Consider the following 21,988-nt stretch of genomic DNA (forward strand, 5'->3'; position numbering starts at 1 on the left):
AATAAAAATAGAATGAGGGAAAACAAATGAAAAAGTTACTATTTCTTTTTGGATGCTTACTTTGTCTAGTTATTACAGGCTGCAGCAATCAGTCAGACGGCAAACAAAATGACGGGAAAGAAGAAGCATCAAATGAAACCGTTACGTATGAATCAGAGACAGGTCCGGTGGAAATACCTGCTGAACCGCAGCGAATTGTAGCACTGTCAAATGGACCGAATGTTTTCGCTTTAGACGGAAATTTAGTAGGGGTCGATGAATGGACAAAAGCGAGTCCGCTTTTTGAAGAAAAGATGGCAGATATAGAAATAGTTTCGGAAAATGATCCAGAAGGTATTTTGGCACTGGAACCGGATTTAATTATCGCCGGATCACATATGGAGAATCTGGATGAGTTAGAAAAGATTGCTCCGACTGTTATTTATACATGGGGAAAGCTGGATTATCTGGAGCAGCAAATAGAGATTGGCAGACTTCTGAATAAAGAGGAGGAAGCACAGGAATGGGTGGATGACTTCACTAAACGTGCGAAAGCAGTCGGTGACAAGATAAAGGAAAAGCATGGGGAAGATGTTTCCGTATCTGTATTTGAAACAGATTCTAAAAATTTCTCTGTCTTTGGAGATAATTGGGCCCGCGGGACAGAAATATTATACCAGACAATGGAGCTGGAGATGCCAGAAAAAGTGCAGGAGGATGCACTTGCTGACGGCTATTACAACTTATCGCAGGAGACACTGCCAGAATATGCTGGAGATTTTATCGTTTTAAGCAGTATGGGCGGAGAGAATGAATTTACAAAAAGTGAAACATGGCAGTCAATTCCGGCAGTGGAAAATAATCAGGTAATCGAAATTGATACACAAGAGGCAAGCTACAGCGACCCGGCAACACTGGAATATTTACTGGACATTTTTGAAGAAGGATTTCTTCAATAAGAAAGCTTTTCTAGTTCATCACAGGAGGTAGTCATTCCATGTATCGCAACGAAAGATTTCAGTTTTTTGGAAAGCATCACCCTTATATTATAAATGTTTTCATCCCGGAGCAGCCGGTTTCAGACAACGGATTTTCTGTGTTGTATATTTTGGATGGAAATGCTTATGGCACACTTTTCAGTGAAATGATAAAGCTGCAAAGCAGGCGCTCAGAGAAGACAGGGATTGAGCCGATGCTGTTAGTTGGTATCGAATATGAGGGCGGGGAGCCGTTTCATTCTAATCGGGTATATGATTTTACTCCACCTGCTGTAAAGGTAGAACTGCCGGCAAGGTCAGACGGGTCTTCTTGGCCGGAGCATGGCGGAGCAGAGAAATTCATGGATTTTCTAGAAGCGGAATTAATCCCATTTATCGATAAAAAATATAAAACAAATCAGAAGAAACAAACAATCTTTGGCCATTCACTTGGCGGTTTATTTGTTTTATATACATTATTTCAGCGTTCCCGCCTTTTCAGCCATTATTTCGCTTGCAGTCCTTCCATATGGTGGAATAAGCAGGCGATTCTATCCTATGAAACAAATATCAATGATAAACATGTTAAGGGATTGTTTATTGCTGCAGAGCCTGTGGAAAACAAGCAAATGTATGCAAACGGTCTTGCCATGTATGAAAATCTTTCTGAGTGCAATAAAGATTTAAAAACAGCTTTTTTTGCACCAGAAGGGGAGAACCATATGTCTATTGTGCCTGCTGTGTTTAGCAGGGGGATGCGGTTTTTGCATGGATAGAATACAAAAGGAATCTCTGTGAGGGGGTTCCTTTTGTAGTGAATAGCCGAATTTATACATAATACAATGTATAGTTCCGAAAGAGCCGATGTAAATCATTTAGCCAAAGATTATTTAGGTAGTGTACTAGAAGTTAATTCTAGTAAAAAGAATGTCCGAGGAATTAACTGGAGAATAAATTTTCATAATTCATAAAAAAATACTCGATTCAGATTGACATAATGAATGGATTTTTATAAAGTTAAATTTAACTATCTTTGAAATGTTCTAATTGTGAAAAAATTTATTTTGCTAAATTAGAAGAATAGGAGGGAAAAGAATGACGCAAAAAAAGGAACCGATTAAAAATTGGAAAATTTGGGTTATTTTAATTGTTTTGCTTATTTTTAGTGTGCCATGGTATTTGCCAACAGGGTCTTATGAACCGTTTATTTTAGGGTTGCCTTATTGGGCTTGGATTATATTGGGAGTTTCTCTTATCATATCCATTGTTTTAACGCTTATTTTAAAGCATTGCTGGTACATGACCGATGAGGAAGAAATGCAGGAGGAGGAAGAGAAACAATGAGCAATCTCGCATTTTCAGGAACTTCTGGTATTATTATTATGCTTTTCTATGGTTTTCTCATGCTTTTTATCGGTTTTATTACATATTGGAGAAACAGAGGACTTCATCAATCGAATAAAGAGTTTTATTTAGGCGGCGGGAACCTTAGCGTCTTTGTGTTATTTTTTACATTTTTTGCAACGCAGTATAGCGGAAATACAGTGGTTGGCTATGCGCCGACTGCCTATCGGATGGGTTTTATGTGGATGCAGTCCATTACTTTTTTTATTTTAATCGTAGTGGGGTATTTAATGTTTGCTCCGAGGCTTTATGCACTGAGTAAAAAACATCAATTTATTACTCCGTCAGATTATATTGATAAGCGATTTAAATCGAAAGCAGTTACACTGCTCGCCTCCTTATTAATGCTATATGGATTATGCAATTATTTATTAGAGCAGATTATTGCTATTGGACATGGCGTCAGCGGATTGACCGGAGGAACCATTCCCTATCAGGCTGCTGTGGTATTTTTCGTTACTGTAATGATTATCTATGGCTGGCTTGGGGGAATGCGCTCTGTAGCTTATACGGATACGATGCAGGGGATTGCCTTGCTATTTGGGGTCGCCGTGCTGCTGATTGGCTCCATGATTTACTTTGGGGGGTTGCCTTCTGCAACGGAATATGCTGCAACGATTTCACCGGAGAAACTTGGTGTGCCGGATAGCAATGGGCTTGTAAGCTGGTTCAGTATGCTGATTCTCGTTATGATCGGAGCGGCCATTTATCCCCATGCAATCCAGAGAATTTTTGCTGCCAAAAGTGAAAAATCATTAAAGAAATCATTATCCTGGATGGCATGGATGCCTTTTGTTACTTCCGGTTTTGTTTTTATCATTGGAATTATCGGTATTCAAGCTTTTCCGGGCTTGAGTGAAGGAGATTCCGAACAATTAGTGGGAATGATGGCTAACCATATCGCGATGCAAAATCCTTTCTTTTACTGGGCGATGGTTCTGTTATTTGGCGGAATTGTAGCTGCGATTATTTCTACTGCGGATTCGGTATTACTTACCTTGTCATCGGTTATTTCTAAAGATATTTATGCACGCTATATCAATAAAAGTGCCAGTGATAAGAAACAAATTTTAGTCGGTAAATTAACAGGGGTTGCCCTTGTTATTATTTTACTTTTGATTGCCTGGTATCCGCCGGCAACCTTGTATCGAATATTTATTCTGAAATTTGAATTATTGATTCAAATTGCTCCAGCCTTCCTTTTAGGGCTTTACTGGAAACAGCTTCACCGTCATGCATTGTTCATAGGTATGCTTGCTGGAACGATTATCGCATCGGTCATGGCATTTACTGGCCAGCAGCCTTTAGGTATTGCCAGCGGTTTATGGGGATTAGCTGTTAACTTTATGTTATGTGTTGGTTTAAGCTTCTTCTTAAAAGTTCCTAAAAGTGAAGTAGAATTGCTGCAAAAAGAAATATCTTAATTATTATATAAAGGGGGATTGATGATGGATATCAGTCTCTCTTTTATTTTTGTGAATTTATTGGATGAATTTGAAATTTACCAGAACGGCACTTATTACATATTTCATAAAGGGATTGCTAATCCTATTTGATTTAGCTTTATTAGTATTTTATTTTTTGTACTGCCATCTTACACCCAACCGACTTTCATAAAAAAACGAGTACCATTCATCATGATCCAGCTTCCGCTCCGTCCTGTTTTCCCTCTCTTCATCCGGAATTTAATGCTGCAACATTACTTCTCCCATATGCTTGAAACAGCAAACAAATGAGGAGTGAATTAGTTTATGGAGTTTTTTCAAGACCTGCTAGTTAAGCTGATGGAAGCAGAAACATGGGTGCAGTATGTAAGTGTGTTTCTTATCTCTATTGTGCCTTTTTTTGAATCCTATGTAGCCATTCCAATTGGGATTGTATTTGGTTTTCCAAGTATGCAGGTTGTCCTGATTGGTGCATTTGGCAATTGGTTGTCTGTCATGGTGTTTATTTGGCTTATTTCTGGTTTGCGGAAGAAAATAGCTGGAAAGAAAAATAAAGGAAGTAAACGGAAAAATCGTGCACAAAATATATTCAATAAATATGGAGTTGCAGGTTTATCCTTTGCTGGTCCGCTTATTTGTTATCACGTATGTGCAGCAATATCTATTGCGTCAGGAGCAAAAAAATCATATGTGAGTATTTGGCAGACAATCGGTATAGGCGCATGGTCTGTTGCATTGGGGGCAGCTTTTCATTATGGTGTCAATCTTTTGGAATACCTTCCCAATCTAAATCCATTTTCTTGAAGTTAAAGTGGAAGAGACCGTTGGATGTGAGTAGAAACAGAAATATTTAGATATTCCTTCATCTATTTCAAATTTTAAAAAGGAGAAGATACATCATGAAAAAAATAAAACAGACAGGTGTAGCTGTCCTGATGATTTTGTTTGCGGTTATTCCATTTCTGGTTATCTATGAGCCGTTGTCACAATCTATTCCCGCCTTGCCAAAGTATGAAGCTCCCGGGTGGTTCATTCCTGCCGGCTTTATCAGCATTGCTCTGATTGTTGCTCTTTCGTTTTTGTTAGCCTCTTTAAGCTCAAACGGAGATTCGGGCAAGTATTAAAATAATGGTTAAATGAGGATGTTTCCTATAATATTGAAACTAGATAACGGATCGAACAAAGGAGTCGTTTGGATGGTAATGTCTTTTAACAAGCTAAGAAAAATTGAACAAAATACAGTCCTGCTGCCGGAGTTGAGCTTGACTGTTCAAAAAGGGGACATCATTGCTGTTCAGTGTGAAAATGAGTATATTGGTCGCCTGTTTACTCTGTTAAATCATCCGGAGCATATCCAACAAGAAGCGATTGCCTTGCCAGAAGGCGGATTTCAAAATGTGTATTTGTTTCAGCAGACGGACGGTTTATATAAACGGTTAAACGTGAAGCAGATGCTTCTATTTTGGTGCAAATTATATCGGCATCAGGCAGATTTAGAATTCGTTTTAAACCTATGTGAATTGCGGCATTGTGCAGCGAAGAAAACAAAACAGCTGACATTGTCTGAACAGCAGCGTTTGTTATTTGCTTCCGCATTGATTCAGGAGGCTGCTGTATATATTTTTGAAGATCCTTCTCTTGGATTGGACCTTCAATCCAAGCATGTGCTTCATAATCTGCTGCTTCATTTAGCGGATAAAGGTGCAGCAGTATTATTGTTCACTCCGACCTTGGAAGAAGCCATTCGACTTGGCAGCTCGGTTTATCGATATTCCGAACGGGGCGTTCAGCAGCTGGAACAGGATATAGAAGATGCTGAAAATACGGCGGAAGAAGAACCTGAGGATGAAATAACAAGTATGCAGGTGCAATTGGATAAAATCAGTGCAAAAATTGAGGATAAAATTATTCTCTTTAATCCGCTTGAAATTGATTATATAGAAGCTCGTGATGGGCAGACATATCTTTTTGTGAATAATGAGGAATTTGCCTCGTCCAATACGATAAAAAGTTTAGAGGACCGGCTGCAGCCTTTGGGATTTTTTCGCTGTCACAGATCCTATCTGGTTAACCTGCAATGGGTACGGGAAATTATTATTTGGAGCAAAAACAGCTATAGTCTCAGTCTGGATAATCCATCAAAAAGCACCATTCCATTATCAAAAGGAAACTATAGTAAGCTGAAAGAGTTGATCCATTTATGATGAAAAATGAAAAAATGGGATATTTGTATCGCTTCAGAGCATTGCTTTATAAGGACATTTGTGATTTGCGCTGGAATGGGCAGGTGCTCTTTAACCTGATTACAGGTGCTATTTTGATTTCGTTGTTTGCCTTGCTCCCACACGGGGAAATTCCGATTTCGTTTGTGTTTGCATTTGTTTTTGGGATGCTGACATTGCTGATGCAGGGGAATTTAGTAGTAGAAGAAAAGGAGCAAGGAACCATCCGGCGTTTGAAGCAGGCTGGATTCTCGCTAAAAGAAATTCTGTTTTCTAAAATGATGATAACATTTATGACAACGGTCCTCATATTGATTCTTTTCTTTGTACTTTATGGAAATCATATGCTGTTTCATTTGCAACTATTTATACTTGTTTTGCCTATTATAATGATAATGTTAGTCGCAGGTACTTTTTTAGGAATAAAAACAAAGAACACAATTGAAGTCAGTCTTTATGGATCGCCAATCATGATATTCTATTTTTTCTTGGAAGGTCTTTTGATGAATAGCAGCCGGGAGGAGATGCCCTGGTTAGCTATTTTTCCAAATTATCATATTCATTATGGAATTGATCAGATCTATAACAAGGAGCCGTTTCTTTCTTATTTAACGGTACCAGTGATTTGGATGGCAGTGGGAATAGTAGTGTTTATAACCTGGTATAAAAAGCAGCATTTTAACTAGGAAAGTAAATCCATTAAAACAGCAGATGAGTTATCTGCTGTTTTTGAGCAGCTAGGAAAGTTATTAGATTTTCCCGGCTGCCTAAATACAACAAAGGCTTTCGTCCAAAGGAATAATGTATGCCAAGGTTTATAAGAGATTTTAAGAAATAAACGCTGCACTCTTGAAATGATAAAAAGACAGAATTTTTTGTGAGTTAAATAAAAAGATTCAAATATAAGATATAAGTACTAAACGTATGCTTTTGTATGATGAGGTATAAAAGATTCAACTATTTGCTGATTTATCCGATTATTTGCCGGCTTACGCCATTTGAAGGAGTTGTGATAGAAAGGTAGAATGTAATTTGTCATGAAAAAATTCCTTTTAAAAGAGGATATAGGCTTATTTTACATACTTTAGAAAGGGGAGCAATGGTTATGATGAAGAAAGTAAAGGGACTTGGATTTATTCTTTCTATTTTAGCTGTATTCTTACTTGCGGCTTGTGGAGGTTCTGATGATGAATCTACTGGAGAGGACGGCGAAACAAATTACAGTGAAGCGGTAGATTATACGATTATTGGTATTGAACCCGGAGCCGGGATTTCTGTAGCTACGGAAAATGCTCTAGAAGAATATGAGAATTTAGATGGCTGGGACGTGGAGATGTCATCTACCGGAGCAATGATGTCTGAGTTAGGAACAGCTATTGAGAATGAAGAACCAATCGTTATTACTGGATGGAATCCGCATTGGATGTTTGCGCTTTATCCAGATATGAAGTACCTGGAAGATCCTCAAGAGATTTATGGGGGAGAAGAAACGCTTAATTCTTTAGCAAGACTGGGATTGGGAGACGATAATCCAGATGCTTATCAATTTATTGACCAGTTTGAATGGGAAGTAGAGGATATGGAAGAAATTATGTATGAAGCAGAAGAAACTGGTGAAGATATTGAAGATGTAGCGGTACAATGGGTAGAGGATAATCAAGACAGAGTAGATGCATGGGCAGAAGGAGTCAATGAAGGAAACGGTGCTGAAATAGAGCTTGCGTCTACACCATGGGATTCAGAGCGTGCTTCTTCCAACGTCGTAAAAGCGGCAATGGAACAGCATGGTTTTGAAGTGACCGTAACGGAGGTAGATGTAGCGGTTGTTTTTGAATCGGTTGCTTCTGGCGATGTCGATGCTACTTTAGCTGCCTGGTTACCATTAACACATAGTGAATTCTATGAAGCGAATCAGGACAACTTTGAAGATTTAGGACCTAATTTAGAAGGCGCTAAAATTGGTCTTGTCGTTCCTGAATACATGGATATTGATTCGATTGAGGATTTAGAGGCAAACTAAAAATAATTCAATAAAAGAGGAAAGCCTTATACGAAAAGAATCGGCTAATTCGCAGATTCATTCGTATAAGGTTTTTCATTTTCACACCCGAATAATCTAAAGGAAGAAAAAACACATAACCATCGCTACATTCTTTTCAAACCTCCAGTATATGATTTAATATAGAGGAAGGAGCTGAAATGAAACTTACATAATTTATAATATGTACAAACAGGGGGTGCAAATTTTGAGAACTGGAGAAGTAAAATATAATGTCAGTATTGTGTTTATTATCATTGCTATTCTATCATATGCTCTTTTGGCAATGAATTCCTACAGTATGCTTGGCAACATAGAATCTGACGGAGAATTCCGGGAATATATTGAGGAAAATCTGCAAGCGGCTGGAGATGATCTTGGAGGAATAACACTGGAAGAACAGATAGAAATTTTTAGCAGCATCATAACATTTGTGATTATTGTTTCTATTATCTATGCCTTGTTAGGCATTGTCGCTGCCGTTTTTTTAACGAAAAAAATAAGAGTCAAGCTTACAGGGATTCTGCTGATTGTGCTAGGAGGATTAAGTGTTCTTTTGACGTTAGTTCTAGGAATTATTGGAATCTTAGGCAGTATTGGTTATCTTATTGCTGGTATAGTCACGGTGGTAAAGCATCGAAGAGCAGGGAATGTTATAGGGTGAAGAGTAAAGAAGGGCAAATATCAGATAGTGGTATTTGCTCTTCTTAATGTATTTCCGGAAATAATAAAACCCACTATGGCAGGATTTCATTAACAAAAATGAGAACATTATAAAAACGCGTTCGTCTAATGTTCACAAATTTGTTTAATAAAACCTGCTATACAAACAAATTCACTGGAATTAAAATGGTGTATGGTATATATTTTTCATAGTGCTTAAAATTTATTACTTCTTGCTTTATCCTTATTTAAAGCAAAGGTATTCATTTCAGATAGATAGTTAAAAGGGGATTAGATTCGAAATGGCAGAAACAATCAATGGACAAAATCAAAAAACGCCATTATTAAAGATACTTTCGCAAACAGTGAAGACAGGTATTATACGCTCCAACCTGGTTCCGATGTTTGCAGGATTAACATTGTCTTTATACACGTACCAGATTAGTATTACAGACAAGCTCTTGGAAATCTTATTTGCGTTTTTAGGTTCTATTTTCGTGATAGGAGCAGCTGGAGCTTTCAATAATTTATACGATCGGGAAATCGATGCAATTATGAAAAGAACACAAGGCCGGCCGACAGTTACAGGGGAAATCAAGCCTGGAACAGTGCTATGGCTCGGTATCATCATGGCTGTAGCTGGAATTATCCTGCTTTGTTTGACAACACCGCTGGCAGGGCTATTAGGCTTTCTGGGACTGTTTTTTTATGTTTTCCCATATACGATGTGGAGTAAGCGGAGAACCGTATATAATACAGAAATCGGCAGTATCTCTGGAGCGATGCCTCCTTTAATCGGGTGGGCTGCGATGTATCCGGATATTACGCATCCGGCGATTTTAGGTCTTTTTGTTATTGCAGTTATTTGGCAAATGCCGCATTTTTATTCGATCGCAATTCGAAGACATGAGGAGTATCAAGCAGCTGGAATTCCGATGCTTCCTGTTGTAAAAGGAGTCAGACGGACTTATATCCAGACGAATATTTATTTAATCGTGATGTTTGGTATCAGCTTTTTATTGAGCTCATTAAGTGTCGGGCTGATGCTTGTATCTCTTATAATGAGTCTCGGCTGGCTTATGTTGAGTGTTTTTGGCTATCAGCGAATGGACTCAGAAAAATGGGCAAAATCAATGTTTATTTATTCCTTGATTCATATGACGGTTGTTTTTTCAACCGTGATTATTTATTCGTTGATGGGGATTATTTTTAAATTGTAGTGTAAATGAAAATATGAAATTGATTCATCAAAAAAGCTGCTCTTTTGAAAAGAAATTGTTGAATCTAATAAGAAATCCAAACACTTTTTTGAAGGTGTTTGGATTTCTTATTAGCGGATTTTTTAAAAAATAACCAGAGTCAGATACAGTCCGAGCAGCGTAATAAAGAGAATAGGGAAAGTTAAAATAATACCAATGTATATGGATTGGGAAACGCTGGCCTCACCTCCGCCCTTGCCGTCCTGATTCAGGCTGCTGCTGATCAAGGATTATTCGCTGCCACGTTTGCCATGGGCTTTCTCGCAGCAGTCCTGTCATCTGTAATGAATAATTTGCCTACGGTGATGATTGATGCGCTTGCTATAGCGGAAACAAATACAACGGGGATTCTAAGAGAGGCACTTATTTATGCAAATGTCATCGGATCTGATTTAGGGCCGAAAATTACGCCGATAGGCTCGCTCGCTACCTTGGTCTGGCTGCATGTGCTGTCACAAAAAGGGATAAAAATACTATGGGGAGAGTACTTTAAGATTGACATACATACCAATAGAAAAGATAACGATATTCCATGGAGCGTTTGTAATTACATTCTTTGCATGGACAGCCGGACTGCGTCTTGCTAAAAGTATAAAAATCATTGCAATCAAGCCGGCAATGATGGAAACAGGAATATGTATCCATTCACTTGTAAAGTATCCAATAATTAATAAGCCAAGAACATACCAGGATAAACGAAAGAGCTACCTATCCTTGATTGCTTCCGCTGGTTCCTTTAATTTGGATAAATCATATCTTTTTACTTTAGAGGTGGGATGATAGAGAGATGATCTTAAAATTTAAATAAAATGAATTCCTTTTTTATAGAAAATAGCTTTTAATAAGAACGTTTGTTTGATACAATGAACGGAACGACAGTTCGTATGAAGACGAAACCGAAATAACGAAACGAGAGGGGAGTGGGACCTATGACAAGAAAGCATACACCAAGTTATACGATTGAATTTCCTTTGCATATACCCCTTTGGCAACAGCATCGGTTGGAAAAGAAATTCAACATCGCAAGAATGCTCTATAATGCTTGTCTGGGGGAAGCTCTGAAACGACATAAAACAGTGAAAAGTGATAAGCGTTATCGCGCATTGCTGAATGAACCTAAATCGAAAGAACGTCAAAAGAAATTAGCGGATATCCGTTTAGAATATGGCTTTTCTGCATATGGAATCCATCATTTTATAAAGAAAGCCCAACATAAATTCAAAGAACACATTGGCAGTTTGGAGGCTCAGAAACTAGCAACAAGGGCTTTTCAAACTGTTGAAAAGCTTCATTTTGGAAAAGCCAAAAAAGTACATTTCAAACATGCAAACGATGATATTTCTATAGAAAACAAATCAAACCAAACTGGATTGAGATATAGAGAAGGAGAAATTCTTTGGGGCGATAAACCAACCAAGAGAATACCTAAACCAAAAAATTGGCTGTGCATGCCGGTTTCTCCTAAGGATGATGATGAATATGCCCATTTAGCTCTTAAGGACAGAACAAAATATGTGCGTATTCTAAAAAGAGAAATCCGTGGAAAAACACGCTATTTTGTTCAACTTATTCAAGAAGGTTATCCACCAGCCAAAAGAAATAGAAAAGTTGCTAATGACGAAACAAAACGTATTGGATTAGACATTGGTACATCTACGATTGCGATTAGCAGTGACAACCAAGTCGAACTTCGTGAACTTGCTCCAGCGTGTCACCATGATGAAAAAGAACTAAGAAGAATCCAACGCAAAATGGATAGGTCTAAACGAAGCACCAATCCGAACAACTTTCATGAAAATGGAACCATCAAAAAAGGCAGATTAACTTGGAATTACTCCAAAAGATATGAAAGGCTGCGTGAAAAACAGAAAGAACACTATCGCAAAGCTGCTGGCAGGCGAAAAATGTCTCATGAGAAACTAGCAAACGATATACTTTCTCTTGGTTCCGATATTCGAGTAGAAACCATGCGATTTCAATCATTACAAAAACGCGCGAAAAATACGACACGAAATAACACGAACGGAAAGATTAATCAAAAAAAACGGTTTGGAAAATCCATTGCTAAGCGCGCCCCCGCAATGCTGCTCACTATTATAGAACGAAAATTGAATTATCGGAAAATTGAGATGAAGAAGGTAGATACTTATGCCATCAAAGCTAGTCAGTTTAATCATGTAACAGGAAAATACGAGAAGAAACAACTTTCAGAACGTTGGAATGATTTTGGAGAATTTCGTATACAACGTGATTTATATAGCGCCTTTTTAATAGCTAATACAAATGAAACCCTTGATGCTGTTGATATCGATTTATGCCATGCTAAATGGAATCGTTTTATAGAACTGCATCATTCTGAAATAGAACGGTTAAAACAGAAGGGAAGTAAAACAATACTTTCGTTTATCGCTTAAAAAACAAACCTGATTGGTCATGACAACGTCCAAGAGAAGCGGAACGACAAGCACACAAGAGGTCTTTTCAGGCTGACTTGGTGAAGTGCCTTGCAACCTCGCAATACGTCCGTAAATGTTTTAAGAGAATATACATCAGTATTTCAGTGGAAACTCTTTTTTATAGAAAGATCAGGGCACTGTTAAGAAGTGTATGAGTACCTTAGAACCCCACTGCTTTAGCTGTGGGAGTTGTCAGCAGATTGCTAATGATAAAAGGGAGGGAGGTTGTATCAGCAATAAATCCTCCGGCGATAATAAACGGAAAAATCATATGTGCTTTAAAATGCAGGTGCTGAACCATAGCCAGTACGATTGGTGTCAGGATAAGGGCTGCTCCGTCGTTGGCAAATAACGCGGCTACGATTGCGCCTAATGTACCGACGTAAATAAACATTTTCAGGCCGTTTCCTTTGGCTGCTTTCGCCATATGCAGTGCAGACCATTCAAATAAGCCAATCTCATCTAAAACTAAGGAGATTAAAATAATGGCCACAAAGGCTAAGGTAGCATTCCAGGTAATGCCAACTACTTCCAGAACATCCTTCCATTCGACAACTCCAAATACAATGGCAAGAATTGCTCCGCCTGTTGCAGACCAGCCAATATTTAAATCTTTAGGCTGCCAAATGACGAAAATAAGTGTGATGAAAAAAATAATAAGTGCAAGTATAAGCGTAGGTGTCATGGTGATCTCCTTTATTTTAATTAACTGAAATGTAACTTATACAAATTATTAAAAATACAGACTTTCATTTTATCAAAAAAAGGATAGATTTACACTTAAACGAGGAGAAAAGTGAAACCTATCCTTATATGTTTTATAAAATTTCTTCCAGCAGCCAGGACAAATTAAGGTCTTGATCCATCGGCCCCATCGAATCATTGCTGGTGTTATTAACCTCATCAAATACATAGTTGTTAAAGTTGATGGTTACGTGCTCAACATCATTATAGTCAGCAAAGACTACCTCAAACGCTCTCTCCTCACCGGAAGGTAGAAAAATATCATACTCCAAATTGGGGAAATCAAATCCATTCGCTGTATCAGTTAAGGGAGAGGTCTCTTGGATCTGACCATCATCCATTGTCCAGCTCAAACCAAACAAAAATGTTGAAAAACCAGCCATATCATAATCACGGTCATTTTTAATGACAAAGTTTGCTTTTATAAAAGAATTGCAGCTACGATCTTCATCTTCTGCAGCACAAAATTCATCAATAGATACACCGTCATATTCATCTAATCTTTCTGCTTCTTCCAGCGTAACACTTAAATCATTAACTTCATATGTCTGCCCGAGAACATCGTGCCGGTCAAGCCGGTCTGTAAAAGGGTAGAGCAGACTATTATCGACAATCGGTGTATTTTCCATATCACGTATCTCATCCATCGTTATATGATCAAAATCAACGGATTCCCATTCATTTTCATATTGCTCTCTTGTTATTCTCTCGGCTATGATGGTGCTGCTGATACTTCCATATTGCTCCATAGCGGCATGACCTTTTATCGGATAGGACCATATCACTGTATGAATATCATATTCCTGATCACTATAGGCAAATAAAAAATCAAGTATTTTTTTCGTATCCTTTAAACGTTCTATATAAGTTGTTTCCGAATCTGCTTCGATATCTCCCAGCATGTTTACAAACAGCCCGTTTGTCTCTCCTCCGTCATCATCATATTGGGCAATCTCAGACACTAAATGACGCGGTTCCTCATAAAATCGCATTAACTTACCATCAGCTTCTCGTTTATCCAGTATATAAAAATCATCTGAAACGAGTGTGGAATCCACGTTGGCAGTTTCTCCGAATTCCTCCAGTAAGAATTCCGCTGCGTCCCTCGGCAGCCCATCATCTAATTCATCCAGTTCTTTCTTCAGTTGTTCTGTTAATTCACTATTGTCTTCTGTGGTTTCTTTTGTTTCGTCATCAGAAGCTTTGTCAGCAGTTTTATCCGACTGCTCCTCTGAATCGCTGCACCCGGCAAGGATAACAAATAAAATAATTATCAGACCGTAAAAAAATCTTTTTTTCATCCAATTCCATCCTTTATTTGAAAATTAATTCTTTTGCTAATTAAATATCGAAAAATAATTATATCCTACAATTCATTATTTGTTAACCCTTGGTCATAGTGGCATAGTTGAAAACATCAGCTGCTGTATTAGATTACTTTACTATCAGCGCCGGGCAGTTCACCCGCTTCATCACTTTATGGCTGACACTTCCTAAAACCATCTCCTGAAGCGTATTTAAACCGCGGCTGCCGATGATAACCATATCTACTTTTTGCTGATTGGCGTACTGAACAATTTCGGGACCGGGCTTTCCACGCAGAATCGTTGTTTGATAGGCTGCATTTGCCTGGTTTAGAACCTGGATGACTTTCGAATTCTTTTTACGGCGTTCTAAGTCAACGGCTTCACTGGAATTTGCATGGAGAACATCTGACTTTGATTTTTCAATATCAATGACATACACCACGTCAATAACGGATTCTTTATCAAATGAAGCCACTTTAACCGCTTCTTGAGCAGCACGCACCGCGTTTTCTGAACCATCTGAAGCAAGTAAGATATGTTTATACATGAAATATCTCTCCTTTTAATGTGAGGATAGAACCCCATTTAATTTATCCATTATTTTTTTACTTGAACTATCCAGTTCGACAAGCTCCACCTGAATTCCTTTGGATTTTAACAGTTCCGATACTTTTAAAATGGCGCCGACACCAGAATCATCCCAAACGCGGCTGTCAGAGAAATCAATCTGGATTTTTTTACTCTGGATATTCGCTTTTTTAAAGTAATCAACAAATCCATCGATGGAAGCGAAAAAGAGCTGCCCATGAATGCTGTAACGATTACCGTCTTTGGAAATTTTAACAGTTGAAATTTTTATTACAAAGAAAATAGCACTTAACAGCACTCCGGCAAGAACTCCTTTGGATAAATCATGGGTGTAGACGACGATGATAACAGTAGTTAACATCACGATGGCATCTGTACGTGGAGCCTTTATTAAATAGTTAAAGGAGCTCCAATCAAATGTTCCGATACTTACCATAATCATAATGCCGACTAAAACAGGCATGGGGATTTGAACAACCAGATCACCCAGTACAATAATGAGAAACATTAAAAAAATACCGGCAATGAACGTAGATAAACGTCCGCGCCCGCCAGATTTTACATTAATCACCGACTGGCCGATCATCGCACAGCCGGCCATTCCGCCAAAGAATCCGGTAATAAAATTGGCTATTCCTTGCCCGCGCGCTTCCCCGTTTTTATTGCTTTCCGTTCCAGTCATATCATCGACAATCTGTGAGGTAAGCAGGGTTTCCAGCAACCCGACAATCGCCATGGATAACGCATATGGAAATATAATTTGCAGCGTTTCAAATGTCCACGGTACATTCGGAATAAAAAAAGACGGAAGTGTCTGAGTGATTGTTCCAAGATCCCCTACTGTATTAAGGTTGACGCCGCTGAATATGGCAATGGATGTTAATGCGACAATAGCAATCAATGGAGCTGGAATTACTTTGATAAACCGTGGTAAAGTATATAATAGGATTAACGTAATCCCCACAAATAGATAAGTCATGGTCGATATACCGATAAAATGCTCCAGCTGGGCCATAAAAATCAAAATAGCTAATGCATTGACAAAGCCAATCATGACGGCATTTGGAACAAATTTCATGACTTTAGCAACCTTGCAAATACCAAAGATAAGCTGAATAATACCTGTTAAAATGGTGGCTGCCAAAAGATAGTCGAGACCATAATCTCTGACCAGCGGAACCATAAGTAATGCCATTGCTCCGGTAGCTGCGGAAATCATTCCCGGCCGGCCGCCGGCAAAAGAAATGACTACAGCAATAATAAATGAGGTATATAATCCGACCATTGGATCAACACCTGCTATGATGGAGAAAGCTATTGCTTCCGGAATAAGAGCGAGCGCAACGACAATGCCGGATAAGATGTCAGCCCGGATATTACCGAACCATTGTTGTTTTAAAGTTTGCATGATAAACTCCTTTTCTAAAATTCTTTTCACATTGTAGCACTAACTTTCCCAAAAAGGAACCCTTCAGGGAAATAAATAGGAGCGGATAATATGATATATGGCTATACAAGACCGTTATATAACGATAAACATTCTCAAAATCAACTAGTATCTTTAAAGGGAAAATGTGACCGGATTTTTCAAGAAGCACATGGAACGCCGAAAAAACGAATCCAGCTGGAGAATCTATTGATGGAGATGCAATCAGGAGACAGTATCCTTGTAGAAAAAATGATTGCCTTAGCGGATACCTTTCACCACTTGATGGAAGTATTAAAAGTATGTGAAAAAGATAATGTGAAAATCCATTTTCTGAATGAGGATATTCAAAGTGATACGCTGCTAAACATTCATTTACAGGACATGATGGCATATATTCTGCAATTCCAATCAGACAGTATTAAACAATCTACAACGCAAGGGATGTATGAGGCGAAGCAGCAGGGGAAAACCATTGGGCGTCCTAAGAAATCGGATGAAAATATTAAAAAGGCGATTGCGATGTATCAGGATGGCTTTAAATTATTTGATATTAAAAATGAAACAGGGATAAGTAAGTCAACGCTTTATCGTTATTTGGAATCATTTGAAGGGGAAAATTGATTTGGGAAGATATTGGAGCTATCTATTGATATTTGCAGATGAGGTTCTTCTAGTCCAATATCTTCCTGCGTCAGGTTTTCTAATTTAATTTTGTTTTCTGCCTAAAAGATGCTATTTCTAATCGTTTATTGTCCAAGTATTTTTCACCTTAATATGTAACACGCTTTTTCCTATCAATCAGAGGATACACCTGAGTGATTTTTATAATAACGGCGCTGGCAATCAGTGCTTTTAAAATGTCTCCTGGTAAAAAGACCAAGGCAGAAATAGCGGTCGGTCCCCATGGAAGGTTAGATAAAATAGATAAATAGGTAACACCGATAATATTTACAATGATAACCCCGCCAAAGGTTGTAATTAATACGAGCTTCCAATAGGTCAGGTGACGAAAACTTTTTTCTGTTAAGTACCCGATAATCCATGCTGCGATCGGCCAGGATATAATATATCCTCCCGTCGGTCCGATAAGCACGCCTAAACCGCCGCGTCCGCCGGTTAATAAGGGGACTCCTACCGCAACGAGAAAAACAAAAAGCAAGACACTGAGTCCGCCTCGTTTTGCTCCTAATATTCCGCCTGCAAGCATGATGCCAAGCGTCTGTACCACAATCGGTACAGGAATAAAAGGAACGGGAATAGGAGGGAAAATAGCCAGAACCCCCACGATTGCTGCGAATAGCGACATAAACATCATATCTCTTAATTTCAATTTTATTCCCACGCTTTCTAGTTTTGATATTAATAGAATAAGGGAATATATACTTAATTGTCAACCATTATTTTAAAATGGGTGACAATGAAATGCGGAAATATAATAAATCCTCAGGAGAACCTCTCCTTATATTCAAAAGCAGTAACAAGGCTATGTATAAGGACAGAGGGAAACTACTGAGGAATGAAATTTAATTTAATCCTTAATTCTAGAGAATAATTATATTTCTATATCAAATTTAGTTATAGTAAAGCCAGTATTCACACATTAAAAAGCCTCTTCTTTTAGATTCTATTCTGGATAGGCAAGCAAATTTCACAAACATGTTTTTCAAGCATGAAAGGCATATACCGCTCCAAAATCGGTCTTGTCTCATCTAACTGATAGCCAGCACCAGCTAATTCAGAAAAAATAACCTGCCATGCTCTGTTCATTGCTTCCTGAGTATGTTCAATAGTGAAAACAGCATAGCTGCCGCCTTGTAAAATAGCCTGTTGGACACATTCATCAGTTATTTCCTGTTGGGCAGACAATACAAGCGCTGTATCGTATCTGCACGCCTCGGGAGGAACATGTGCTGGATTGTCCCAAATAATACCTAATACAACTGCATTATCTGTCAATAAATTACCCTTTGAAACATTGTTATAGGTCATCCAATGCTTAAATCTAGCCATTAGCTGATTATTTTCCTCTCCGTATGCACCAGTTCTCCGCATATAGACAATTGGCAGATCTGAAATTTGTTCTAATTTCATAATAAACATTCTCCTAAAAATATAAGTACGCCGGCGTCTATGAACATCATAAGTCCCTTTAAAATGAAAAACAACCAGAGTTTTAAAATAATTTTAAAAATGATATTTTGAAATTTTATTATTTTTAGGTGAAAGGTTATCTGATGACGATTCTCTCCAATTAATTATTATTTTCTGCGTTGTATAAATCCTTTAATTGTATTTCTTTCGTACGGTCTTTATATTGAATGTGTATTATATCTTCCTCTGTCAATTTCTTTTCTGTTCCATCAGGTAGCAATAACGTATTTTCATCTAAAAATGTATACGTAATCTCACTTCCATTTTGGTGATTACTTGCCACTTCTGAAAAATAATTTAATTTCGTATCTGCAAGGATATTCCAATTTTCATAGATAATAATTGTATCAATATACTCTTTATCTCCTGGCTGCAGCATGGCTAAAAGGTAGCGGTTATCATTTTTTGATTGAAAAGTCAGCGTAGTTGTTTGATTCTGCTGCTGAATGGTTGTTTCCACATTATTTTCATCTGCTATCCACATATGGACAAAAAGGAAATAATAACCAATAGATAGAAGAAGAAATAGTGCCAGCAGCGATCCTGTTATCATGAAAATCTTTCTTCTGTTTTTTGACCGAACCTTTTTCAGATAATCAATATTTCTTTTCTCATCTTTTTGCTCATGGGTGTGTTCTACTATCAAATCCTCTTGCATTTCTTTAAAGTATTCCCGGCACTCCGCACATTGTTCCATATGTTCTTCCATCTGTTTATTTGTTTCATCACTTGTCAGGTTTTCAATATAACTAGGTACTAAATCTTTGAAGACACTATGGTTCATTCCTTTTGGCCACCCTTTCGTAATTGTTGTTTAGCTCGATAAAATGTTACCCGGGACCAGTTTTCTGATTCTCCGAAAATCAATCCTATTTCTTTGAAAGATAAATCCCCCAGCAGCCTGAGATAAATAATTTCACGCTTTTTCTCATCAAGCTGATGGGCTTGCTTGAAAAAATTGATTTTATTTTCCTTCTTAAAATATTCTTCCTCCAAATGATAAGATAGCGTATCCTCATTCTGGAGCGATTCTTCTAATTGTTTCCTTTTCTTTTCCTTATGCAGTTCTTGTAACCAGACATTTTTTGCTATAGCACACAGCCAGGTAGAAAATTTAGCTCTTCCATTGTTATGAAAGTTATCGATGGATTTAATAGCCTGATAGAATGTTTCTTGCGTCAGTTCTTCAGCCGTCTGACTATTATTGGTCAGTGTTAATAAGTATTTAAAAATAAAGTCTCCATATTCCTGATAAACCTCCTCTGTGTTCACTTTTTACCTCCTCTCAATGGTAATCTAATTAATGATTGTTAAATGTTTAATCATCTATATATCCAAGAATTTACTGATTCGTTACAATATTTTTTTCCAACTCTATTATTTTCTGCTATTTACCTTCTTCTGTAAACAATGAGCAGCAGGTCTAAATAGAGGGAACACAGCTGTATCGGGAGAATAATAGGTCTCTAAATGATAAACAAACGAATCAAAAACAGTCTCATCGTTCATAGAACATATTAAAAGAAAAGTGGAAAATATATATTAATCCTATAAATTCTTGAAATTCATTTGTATAATGACCATAGATATCAGTTAACAGCAATGAAACAGATAAATGGAGGGACAGCTATGAAATTACTCATTGTAGAAGACGATAAAACAATTGCTTCCGGCTTGGAGTATTCCCTAAGCCAAGAAGGCTATGAAGTAATCGTCTGTCATCATGCGCAAGGAGCAGAGGAAAGGATAGACACAGAGATAGACAGCATTTCTCTATGCTTATTTGATTTATCTTTGCCTGATGGCAGCGGCTATGATTTATGCCGGCGTGTCAAAGAAAGTGCAGATGTCCCGGTTATATTTCTAACCGTTGCCGATGATGAAGTGAACGTGGTAATGGGACTGGATATAGGGGCAGATGATTATATTACCAAGCCATTTCGTATACGTGAATTAAGTGCACGGATTAAAACCGTGCTCAGGCGTTATCAAAAAAATAACACGCAGGAGAAGGATTCTGTCCACCTTGATTCGCTGGAGGTATTTCCGTTAGAAGGAAAAGTATATAAAGCAAATATAGAACTTGCATTAACCGCACTGGAATATAGGCTGTTGATGATTTTTATCAACCACCGCGGGCAGATATTGTCTCGGGAACAGCTGCTGGAACAGATATGGGATGTGGCTGGCGAGTTTGTCAACGATAATACGCTTACGGTGTATATTAAACGGCTTCGAAAGAAAATTGAAGATAATCCGCAGCAGCCGGCAATCATAGAAACAGTCAGAGGGCTGGGATACAGAATGGCGGCAGAAGATGTTACGAAATAAAGAAATCTGTTTTTTTCTCACTTCCACGGTATTGATTTTAGGAATCGGCATGCTATTAGGATATATGCATTCTCCTGTCACAGCTGTCTATATTGTGATTGTGGGCGGGAGCCTGGCGAGTTGCTATATGGTATGGATGGCCTGGCGCTATCAGCGGATTATCCAGTTATCCGGTTATTTACGAAAAATTATGGCAGGAGATACCGCGCTCGATGTCCGGGATAATAGAGAAGGGGACCTCAGTATATTAAAAAATGAAATCTATAAAATGACCCGGATGCTATCTGAACAGCAGGAAGGGCTGCAGAAGGATAAAGAAAAACTCACGGATGCAATCTCCGATATTTCTCATCAAATCAAAACGCCGCTGACTTCGATGACCGTAATGGCTGATTTATTAAGCAATCCGAATATCGAGACGGAAAAGCGGCATGAATTTACATATCATATTCGCAGGCAATTAGAACGGATGGAATGGCTTGTATCCTCGTTATTAAAGCTTTCCAAAATCGATGCGGGAACTACTTTATTCAGCAAGGAAAAGGTTGAAGTGGACCAGCTTATACAAGAAGTTGTTGCACCAATGGAGATTCCTGTGGAGCTGAAGGAGATAGAGCTGGAGATAGAAGAAAAGCCGGGGGTGACTTTTATAGGCGATAAAAATTGGACGAAAGAGGCTTGTATTAATATTTTAAAGAATGCAATAGAACACACCCCGCATGGCGGAAAAGTCTCCATCTCTTATGAGGAAAATGCTATTTTTACAGAAATACGAATTAATGATAATGGCAAAGGTATCGAGAAAGCAGAGCTTCCACATATTTTTAAACGTTTTTATAAAGGAAGTCAGGCGGCTGATGGCAGTGTTGGTATTGGTTTGGCGATGGCTTATTCGATTGTTGCTAATCAGCAGGGAGATATTGAAGTAATAAGTGAATCTGGAAAAGGAACCACTTTTTTAATTAAATTCTATCAGGGAGAAGCAGCTCGCTAAA

At 38.1% G+C, this 21,988-nt stretch carries 22 protein-coding genes and 3 pseudogenes; 16 read left to right on the forward strand and 9 right to left on the reverse strand.

What is annotated here, in order from left to right; genetic code table 11:
- The first annotated feature begins 26 nt into the window (after window positions 1-26).
- The 12 genes and pseudogenes from ACFO3P_RS10365 to ACFO3P_RS10420 form a co-directional block, all read left to right on the forward strand.
- Entirely contained in the window at window positions 27-938 is a 912-nt protein-coding gene (locus tag ACFO3P_RS10365) for an iron-hydroxamate ABC transporter substrate-binding protein (protein ID WP_193063906.1), read from the forward strand.
- A 38-nt stretch (window positions 939-976) separates the two neighbouring features.
- Entirely contained in the window at window positions 977-1,732 is a 756-nt protein-coding gene (locus ACFO3P_RS10370; protein WP_193063905.1) for an alpha/beta hydrolase, read from the forward strand.
- A 319-nt stretch (window positions 1,733-2,051) separates the two neighbouring features.
- A complete protein-coding gene (locus tag ACFO3P_RS10375; RefSeq protein WP_042532932.1) occupies window positions 2,052-2,300 on the forward strand; it encodes a hypothetical protein in 249 nt (82 codons plus the stop codon).
- Window positions 2,297-3,784, forward strand: coding sequence for a sodium:solute symporter family protein (locus tag ACFO3P_RS10380; RefSeq protein ID WP_193063904.1), 1,488 nt, complete (start codon window positions 2,297-2,299; stop codon window positions 3,782-3,784). The genes ACFO3P_RS10375 and ACFO3P_RS10380 overlap by 4 nt, the downstream gene beginning before the upstream one ends.
- Before the next feature lie 327 nt (window positions 3,785-4,111).
- Window positions 4,112-4,609 carry a small multi-drug export protein gene (locus ACFO3P_RS10385; RefSeq protein ID WP_193063903.1) on the forward strand — a complete coding sequence of 166 codons (498 nt, stop codon included), beginning with the start codon at window positions 4,112-4,114 and terminating at the stop codon, window positions 4,607-4,609.
- A 95-nt stretch (window positions 4,610-4,704) separates the two neighbouring features.
- Window positions 4,705-4,929, forward strand: coding sequence for a hypothetical protein (locus tag ACFO3P_RS10390; RefSeq protein ID WP_193063902.1), 225 nt, complete (start codon window positions 4,705-4,707; stop codon window positions 4,927-4,929).
- Window positions 4,930-5,001: 72 nt separating this feature from the next.
- A complete protein-coding gene (locus ACFO3P_RS10395; RefSeq protein ID WP_193063901.1) occupies window positions 5,002-6,009 on the forward strand; it encodes a LytTR family transcriptional regulator DNA-binding domain-containing protein in 1,008 nt (335 codons plus the stop codon).
- Window positions 6,006-6,713 (forward strand): ABC transporter permease, encoded by a 708-nt coding sequence (locus ACFO3P_RS10400; protein WP_193063900.1) that lies wholly within the window; start codon window positions 6,006-6,008, stop codon window positions 6,711-6,713. The genes ACFO3P_RS10395 and ACFO3P_RS10400 overlap by 4 nt, the downstream gene beginning before the upstream one ends.
- Before the next feature lie 419 nt (window positions 6,714-7,132).
- Window positions 7,133-8,047 (forward strand): glycine betaine ABC transporter substrate-binding protein, encoded by a 915-nt coding sequence (locus ACFO3P_RS10405; protein ID WP_193063899.1) that lies wholly within the window; start codon window positions 7,133-7,135, stop codon window positions 8,045-8,047.
- A 226-nt stretch (window positions 8,048-8,273) separates the two neighbouring features.
- Window positions 8,274-8,729, forward strand: a complete 456-nt coding sequence (locus tag ACFO3P_RS10410; protein WP_193063898.1) for a hypothetical protein — start codon at window positions 8,274-8,276, stop codon at window positions 8,727-8,729.
- A gap of 301 nt (window positions 8,730-9,030) precedes the next feature.
- Window positions 9,031-9,948 carry a heme o synthase gene (cyoE, locus tag ACFO3P_RS10415; protein ID WP_042532942.1) on the forward strand — a complete coding sequence of 306 codons (918 nt, stop codon included), beginning with the start codon at window positions 9,031-9,033 and terminating at the stop codon, window positions 9,946-9,948.
- A gap of 197 nt (window positions 9,949-10,145) precedes the next feature.
- Window positions 10,146-10,490 (forward strand): annotated as a pseudogene (locus tag ACFO3P_RS10420) (ArsB/NhaD family transporter); the annotation flags it as partial.
- Here the strand turns inward: ACFO3P_RS10420 and ACFO3P_RS10425 are convergent.
- Window positions 10,485-10,721 (reverse strand): annotated as a pseudogene (locus ACFO3P_RS10425) (ArsB/NhaD family transporter); the annotation flags it as partial. The pseudogenes ACFO3P_RS10420 and ACFO3P_RS10425 overlap by 6 nt on opposite strands.
- 195 nt (window positions 10,722-10,916) lie before the next feature.
- On the opposite strand from ACFO3P_RS10425, the gene ACFO3P_RS10430 reads away from it, so the two are divergent.
- The gene (locus tag ACFO3P_RS10430) at window positions 10,917-12,401 is read left to right on the forward strand and encodes a hypothetical protein (protein WP_042532946.1); all 1,485 of its coding nucleotides are present in this window, start codon (window positions 10,917-10,919) and stop codon (window positions 12,399-12,401) included.
- A gap of 220 nt (window positions 12,402-12,621) precedes the next feature.
- Here the strand turns inward: ACFO3P_RS10430 and ACFO3P_RS10435 are convergent.
- The 4 genes and pseudogenes from ACFO3P_RS10435 to ACFO3P_RS10450 form a co-directional block, all read right to left on the reverse strand.
- Window positions 12,622-13,128: pseudogene (locus ACFO3P_RS10435) on the reverse strand (ArsB/NhaD family transporter); the annotation flags it as partial.
- A 133-nt stretch (window positions 13,129-13,261) separates the two neighbouring features.
- Window positions 13,262-14,488 (reverse strand): hypothetical protein, encoded by a 1,227-nt coding sequence (locus tag ACFO3P_RS10440; RefSeq protein ID WP_193063896.1) that lies wholly within the window; start codon window positions 14,486-14,488, stop codon window positions 13,262-13,264.
- Between the two features lie 133 nt (window positions 14,489-14,621).
- A complete protein-coding gene (locus ACFO3P_RS10445) occupies window positions 14,622-15,041 on the reverse strand; it encodes a universal stress protein (RefSeq protein WP_042532950.1) in 420 nt (139 codons plus the stop codon).
- A gap of 15 nt (window positions 15,042-15,056) precedes the next feature.
- A complete protein-coding gene (locus ACFO3P_RS10450; protein WP_193063919.1) occupies window positions 15,057-16,493 on the reverse strand; it encodes a SulP family inorganic anion transporter in 1,437 nt (478 codons plus the stop codon).
- Window positions 16,494-16,580: 87 nt separating this feature from the next.
- Here ACFO3P_RS10450 and ACFO3P_RS10455 point away from each other — a divergent pair, with 87 nt between their 5' ends.
- On the forward strand, window positions 16,581-17,132 hold the full coding sequence (locus ACFO3P_RS10455) for a recombinase family protein (protein ID WP_042532954.1): 552 nt from the start codon (window positions 16,581-16,583) through the stop codon (window positions 17,130-17,132).
- 148 nt (window positions 17,133-17,280) lie between these two features.
- On the opposite strand, the gene ACFO3P_RS10460 is transcribed toward ACFO3P_RS10455, so the two are convergent.
- The 4 genes from ACFO3P_RS10460 to ACFO3P_RS10475 form a co-directional block, all read right to left on the reverse strand.
- Window positions 17,281-17,841: a biotin transporter BioY gene (locus ACFO3P_RS10460; RefSeq protein ID WP_193063895.1), complete on the reverse strand. Its 561-nt coding sequence runs from the start codon at window positions 17,839-17,841 to the stop codon at window positions 17,281-17,283.
- A gap of 287 nt (window positions 17,842-18,128) precedes the next feature.
- Entirely contained in the window at window positions 18,129-18,602 is a 474-nt protein-coding gene (locus ACFO3P_RS10465; RefSeq protein WP_042532958.1) for an AraC family transcriptional regulator, read from the reverse strand.
- 160 nt (window positions 18,603-18,762) lie between these two features.
- Window positions 18,763-19,446, reverse strand: coding sequence for a zf-HC2 domain-containing protein (locus ACFO3P_RS10470; protein WP_193063894.1), 684 nt, complete (start codon window positions 19,444-19,446; stop codon window positions 18,763-18,765).
- Window positions 19,443-19,934, reverse strand: a complete 492-nt coding sequence (locus ACFO3P_RS10475) for an RNA polymerase sigma factor (protein WP_193063893.1) — start codon at window positions 19,932-19,934, stop codon at window positions 19,443-19,445. The genes ACFO3P_RS10470 and ACFO3P_RS10475 overlap by 4 nt, the downstream gene beginning before the upstream one ends.
- Window positions 19,935-20,291: 357 nt before the next feature.
- Between ACFO3P_RS10475 and ACFO3P_RS10480 the strand changes: the two genes are divergently transcribed.
- Both ACFO3P_RS10480 and ACFO3P_RS10485 read left to right on the forward strand, forming a co-directional pair.
- Window positions 20,292-20,993: a response regulator transcription factor gene (locus ACFO3P_RS10480; protein WP_042532966.1), complete on the forward strand. Its 702-nt coding sequence runs from the start codon at window positions 20,292-20,294 to the stop codon at window positions 20,991-20,993.
- On the forward strand, window positions 20,980-21,987 hold the full coding sequence (locus ACFO3P_RS10485; protein WP_042532968.1) for a sensor histidine kinase: 1,008 nt from the start codon (window positions 20,980-20,982) through the stop codon (window positions 21,985-21,987). The genes ACFO3P_RS10480 and ACFO3P_RS10485 overlap by 14 nt, the downstream gene beginning before the upstream one ends.
- The last annotated feature ends 1 nt before the right edge of the window (window position 21,988 follow it).

Source organism: Oceanobacillus aidingensis, assembly GCF_042654105.1.
Taxonomy (GTDB): domain Bacteria; phylum Bacillota; class Bacilli; order Bacillales; family Amphibacillaceae; genus Oceanobacillus; species Oceanobacillus oncorhynchi.

Excerpts from the sequence above, each read along its gene's own strand:
- ACFO3P_RS10365 (WP_193063906.1), top strand. The coding sequence starts at position 27 with ATGAAAAAGTTACTATTTCTTTTTGGATGCTTACTTTGTCTAGTTATT.
- ACFO3P_RS10370 (WP_193063905.1), top strand. The coding sequence starts at position 977 with ATGTATCGCAACGAAAGATTTCAGTTTTTTGGAAAGCATCACCCTTAT.
- ACFO3P_RS10375 (WP_042532932.1), top strand. The coding sequence starts at position 2,052 with ATGACGCAAAAAAAGGAACCGATTAAAAATTGGAAAATTTGGGTTATT.
- ACFO3P_RS10380 (WP_193063904.1), top strand. The coding sequence starts at position 2,297 with ATGAGCAATCTCGCATTTTCAGGAACTTCTGGTATTATTATTATGCTT.
- ACFO3P_RS10385 (WP_193063903.1), top strand. The coding sequence starts at position 4,112 with ATGGAGTTTTTTCAAGACCTGCTAGTTAAGCTGATGGAAGCAGAAACA.
- ACFO3P_RS10390 (WP_193063902.1), top strand. The coding sequence starts at position 4,705 with ATGAAAAAAATAAAACAGACAGGTGTAGCTGTCCTGATGATTTTGTTT.
- ACFO3P_RS10395 (WP_193063901.1), top strand. The coding sequence starts at position 5,002 with ATGGTAATGTCTTTTAACAAGCTAAGAAAAATTGAACAAAATACAGTC.
- ACFO3P_RS10400 (WP_193063900.1), top strand. The coding sequence starts at position 6,006 with ATGATGAAAAATGAAAAAATGGGATATTTGTATCGCTTCAGAGCATTG.
- ACFO3P_RS10405 (WP_193063899.1), top strand. The coding sequence starts at position 7,133 with ATGATGAAGAAAGTAAAGGGACTTGGATTTATTCTTTCTATTTTAGCT.
- cyoE (WP_042532942.1), top strand. The coding sequence starts at position 9,031 with ATGGCAGAAACAATCAATGGACAAAATCAAAAAACGCCATTATTAAAG.
- ACFO3P_RS10430 (WP_042532946.1), top strand. The coding sequence starts at position 10,917 with ATGACAAGAAAGCATACACCAAGTTATACGATTGAATTTCCTTTGCAT.
- ACFO3P_RS10440 (WP_193063896.1), bottom strand. The coding sequence starts at position 14,488 with ATGAAAAAAAGATTTTTTTACGGTCTGATAATTATTTTATTTGTTATC.
- ACFO3P_RS10445 (WP_042532950.1), bottom strand. The coding sequence starts at position 15,041 with ATGTATAAACATATCTTACTTGCTTCAGATGGTTCAGAAAACGCGGTG.
- ACFO3P_RS10455 (WP_042532954.1), top strand. The coding sequence starts at position 16,581 with ATGATATATGGCTATACAAGACCGTTATATAACGATAAACATTCTCAA.
- ACFO3P_RS10465 (WP_042532958.1), bottom strand. The coding sequence starts at position 18,602 with ATGAAATTAGAACAAATTTCAGATCTGCCAATTGTCTATATGCGGAGA.
- ACFO3P_RS10470 (WP_193063894.1), bottom strand. The coding sequence starts at position 19,446 with ATGAACCATAGTGTCTTCAAAGATTTAGTACCTAGTTATATTGAAAAC.
- ACFO3P_RS10480 (WP_042532966.1), top strand. The coding sequence starts at position 20,292 with ATGAAATTACTCATTGTAGAAGACGATAAAACAATTGCTTCCGGCTTG.
- ACFO3P_RS10485 (WP_042532968.1), top strand. The coding sequence starts at position 20,980 with ATGTTACGAAATAAAGAAATCTGTTTTTTTCTCACTTCCACGGTATTG.